Source organism: Streptomyces sp. S6 (genome assembly GCF_054880855.1).
The window spans coordinates 1-3970 of sequence record NZ_JBTYMC010000452.1; the positions used below are offsets into that span (position 1 = coordinate 1).

Annotated in this window: 4 protein-coding genes; 3 read left to right on the forward strand and 1 reads right to left on the reverse strand. The window is 72.8% G+C overall.

Annotation, left to right across the window (positions count from 1 at the left end):
* Positions 1–470 (forward strand): M23 family metallopeptidase (locus tag ACVNF4_RS33405; protein WP_461806621.1); only part of this gene is annotated, 470 nt, incomplete at its 5' end.
* A 194-nt stretch (positions 471–664) separates the two neighbouring features.
* A complete protein-coding gene (locus ACVNF4_RS33410; protein WP_461806622.1) occupies positions 665–1348 on the forward strand; it encodes a GntR family transcriptional regulator in 684 nt (227 codons plus the stop codon).
* Between the two features lie 228 nt (positions 1349–1576).
* On the opposite strand, the gene ACVNF4_RS33415 is transcribed toward ACVNF4_RS33410, so the two are convergent.
* Positions 1577–1858, reverse strand: coding sequence for an HPr family phosphocarrier protein (locus ACVNF4_RS33415; protein ID WP_461806623.1), 282 nt, complete (start codon positions 1856–1858; stop codon positions 1577–1579).
* A 186-nt stretch (positions 1859–2044) separates the two neighbouring features.
* Here ACVNF4_RS33415 and ACVNF4_RS33420 point away from each other — a divergent pair.
* Positions 2045–3970: GNAT family N-acetyltransferase (locus ACVNF4_RS33420; RefSeq protein WP_461806624.1), on the forward strand; the 1926-nt coding region annotated here is incomplete at its 3' end.

A 3970-nucleotide genomic window follows, 5' to 3' on the forward strand; every position in this document is an offset into this window, starting at 1 on the left:
AGGCGCGGGCCACGCGCCTGGCCGAGGCCCGCGCCGCGCGGGAGGCCGAACGCGCCCGCCTGAACGCCTTCGTGGCGCCCGTCACCGGCTCCTACGTCTCCACCGGCTACCGCAGCGGCGGCTCCCTGTGGTCCTCCGGCAGCCACACGGGCATCGACTTCCACGCCGCCACGGGCACCCCGGTGCACGCCGTCGGGCTCGGCACGGTCGTCGAGACCGGCTGGGGCGGCGCCTACGGCAACCAGATCGTCGTCCGGATGAACGACGGGACCTACACGCAGTACGGGCACCTGTCGTCGATCTCCGTCTCCGTGGGGCAGACGGTCGCCCCGGGAGAGCTGATCGGCCTCTCCGGCGCCACGGGCAACGTGACCGGACCGCATCTGCACTTCGAGGCCCGCACGACACCGGAGTACGGCTCCGACATCGACCCGGTCGCCTATCTGCGCGCGCACGGCGTCGACGTCTGACGCGCGCGCGAGACCGTCCAGCCCCGGCCCTCTCGGCCGGGGCTTTCGACGTTTCGGACGCCTTCCTGTCCAAAAAATATCCCTGGATTCCAGCTCGCCATCGGAAATTCCGGCGTATTGCAATAGAGTCACGGAACACACGTCGATCGGCTGCGTTCGACGGCGTTTCACGGGGATTAAGGCGGAGGTCGGTCATGCGTATTCCGGCGCACTCGGTGTGCACGGCCATCCGGGACGACATCGTCTCGGGTGTCTACGAGCGCGGCAGCCGTCTCACCGAGGAACTCCTCGCGCGCCGGTACGGCGTCAGCCGCGTCCCCGTGCGCGAGGCGCTGCGCACGCTGGAGGCCGAGGGGTTCGTCGTGACCCGCCGGCACGCGGGCGCGTGTGTGGCCGAGCCGACCGAGCAGGAGGCCGCCGACCTGCTGGAGATGCGCCTGCTCCTGGAGCCCCTCGGTGCCGCGCGGGCCGCCCAGCGGCGCACCGAGGCCCATCTGAAGGTGCTGCGCGGACTCGTCAGGCTGGGCCAGGAGCGGGCCAGGAGGGGCAACAGCGAAGATCTGCGCTCCCTGGGCGGCTGGTTCCACGAGACGCTCGCCCAGGCGTGCGGAAGCCAGGCCCTGACCTCGACCCTGACCCAGCTGCGCCACAAGATCGCCTGGATGTACGCCGTGGAGCCGTCGGCCGGTCCCGTCGACTCCTGGACCGAGCACGGCGCGATCGTGGACGCCGTCGCGCGCGGGGACGCCGAGCGCGCGCGGGCGGTCACCGCCCTGCACACCGAGCGCTCGACCGCCGCCCACCGGCTGCGGTTTGCCGGCGCGGACCGTGTGAGGACTTCGCAACACGCCGTAAACATGACCGGCCTGCGGCATTAACACGGGCGCCGTATACAAAGAAGAGGTAATTAGCGGAGGTGTATTTCCGCTGCCTTTTTCCGGCGTGCGCCGTGAATTTCTCGGCGTGCGCCCTCGGTATGCGCTCGTGCGCCCTGCGGTGCTTTGCCGTGCAATTCATTCCGAGGTGCTCCGGGAGTCGCGGGAAACGACGGAGCCGCGCCGCCCGGGAAGGGGCGACGCGGCTCGGTACGCGCGCGTGGAGCGTCGTCAGACGGTCTCGGGGAGCTCGTCGAGGCCCTCGGAGACCAGCTTGGCCAGCCGGTCGAGGGCGGCGTCCGCGCCCTCCGCGTCGGAGGCCAGGACGACCTCCTCGCCGCCCTGGGCGCCCAGGCCGAGGACGGCCAGCATGGAGGCCGCGTTGACGGGGTTGCCGCCCGCCTTGGCGATCGTGACCGGTACGCCGGTGGCCGTGGCGGATCGGACGAAGAGGGAGGCGGGGCGGGCGTGGAGGCCCTCCGCCCAGCCGATGGTGACGCGGCGCTCAGCCATGTGATGCTGCCCTTCGGTGTTCAGGGTTGTCTAGACCATTTTTCCACACGTGAAGCGTTCCCGGAGGAACCACCGCGGCCCTCTCCGGGACGGCTGCCGGACCGCGGCCTCGGTCCGGCTCCCGCCGTCTTCCGTCCCCCAGACTGCCTCGCGCCGTTGTCGGACGCGAGCCGTACGCTGGGCCCCATGCAGAGCGCGCAGGAGCGGCACGAGTACCCCGCCCACTGGGAAGCCGACGTGGTGCTGCGCGACGGCGGTACCGCGCGCGTGCGGCCCATCACCGCCGACGACGCCGAGCGCCTGGTCAGCTTCTACGAGCAGGTGTCGGACGAGTCGAAGTACTACCGCTTCTTCGCGCCCTACCCGCGCCTGTCCGCGAAGGACGTCCACCGCTTCACGCACCACGATTTCGTGGACCGGGTGGGACTCGCCGCCACCGTCGGAGGCGAGTTCATCGCAACCGTACGCTATGACCGCATCGGTCCCGGCGGCCTGCCCGCGACCGGGCCCGCCGACGAGGCGGAGGTCGCCTTCCTCGTCCAGGACGCCCACCAGGGCCGCGGCGTCGCCTCCGCCCTCCTGGAGCACATCGCCGCCGTCGCGCGCGAGCGCGGCATCCGCCGCTTCGCCGCCGAGGTGCTCCCCGCCAACTCCAAGATGATCAAGGTCTTCACCGACGCCGGCTACACCCAGAAGCGCAGCTTCGAGGACGGCGTCGTCCGCCTGGAGTTCGGCCTCGAACCCACCGAACGCTCCCTCGCCGTCCAGCGCGCCCGCGAACAGCGCGCCGAGGCCCGCTCCGTACGGCGGCTGCTCGCGCCCGGCTCCGTCGCCGTCGTCGGCGCCGGACGCGCCCCCGGAGGCGTCGGCCGCGCGGTCCTCGCCAACCTCCGCACGGCGGGCTTCACCGGCACCCTGCACGCCGTCAACAAGGCCCTCCCGGACGGCGTCGAGGAGCTGGACGGCGTCCCGGCCCACCGCTCCGTGCGCGACATCGACGGCCCCGTCGACCTCGCGGTGATCGCCGTCCCCGCGGACGCCGTGCCCGAAGTCGTCGCCGAGTGCGGGGAACACGGCGTGCAGGGGCTGGTCGTCGTCTCCGCCGGGTACGCCGAGAGCGGCCCCGACGGACGCGAGCGCCAGCGCGAACTCGTCCGCCACGCACGCGCGTACGGCATGCGCATCATCGGCCCCAACGCCTTCGGGATCATCAACACCGCCCCGGACGTACGGCTCAACGCCTCCCTCGCCCCCGAGACGCCCCGCCCCGGCCGCATCGGCCTGTTCGCCCAGTCCGGCGCGATCGGCATCGCCCTGCTCTCCCGGCTGCACCGCCGGGGCGGCGGCGTCACCGGCGTGACCGGAGTGTCGACGTTCGTGTCCTCCGGCAACCGCGCGGACGTCTCCGGGAACGACGTCCTCCAGTACTGGTACGACGACCCCGACACCGACGTCGTCCTCATGTACCTGGAATCCATAGGCAACCCCCGCAAGTTCACCCGCCTCGCCCGGCGGACGGCCGCAGCGAAGCCCCTCGTCGTCGTCCAGGGCGCGGGATCGGCACCCCAGGGGCACGCGGTCCGCGCGACCCGGCTGCCCCACGCGACGGTCTCCGCGCTCCTGCGCCAGGCCGGCGTGATCCGCGTCGCCACCATCACCGAACTCGTCGACACCGGCCTCCTGCTCGCCCGCCAGCCCCTCCCGGCGGGCCCGCGCGTGGCGATCCTCGGCAACTCCGAGTCCCTCGGGCTGCTCACCTACGACGCCTGCCTCTCCGAGGGACTGCGCCCCCTCCCGCCCCTCGACCTCACGACCGGTGCCTCCCCGGAGGACTTCCGCCGCGCCCTCACGCGCGCGCTGGCCGACGACACGTGCGACGCCGTCGTCGTCACCGCCATCCCCTCGATCGGCGAGGGCTCCACCGACGACGCCGAACTCGCGGAGGCGCTGCGCTCGGCCGCCGCGGAGGTGCCGGCCAAGCCGGTGCTCGTCGTCCATGTGGAGCTCGGGGGGCTGGCGGAGGCGTTGTCGGCGGCGATGAGCACGGGGCCTCAGGGGGCCGGGGTGGCGGGGTCGGTGGTGGCGCACGCGGAGGTCGCCGGTGCGGGGCTG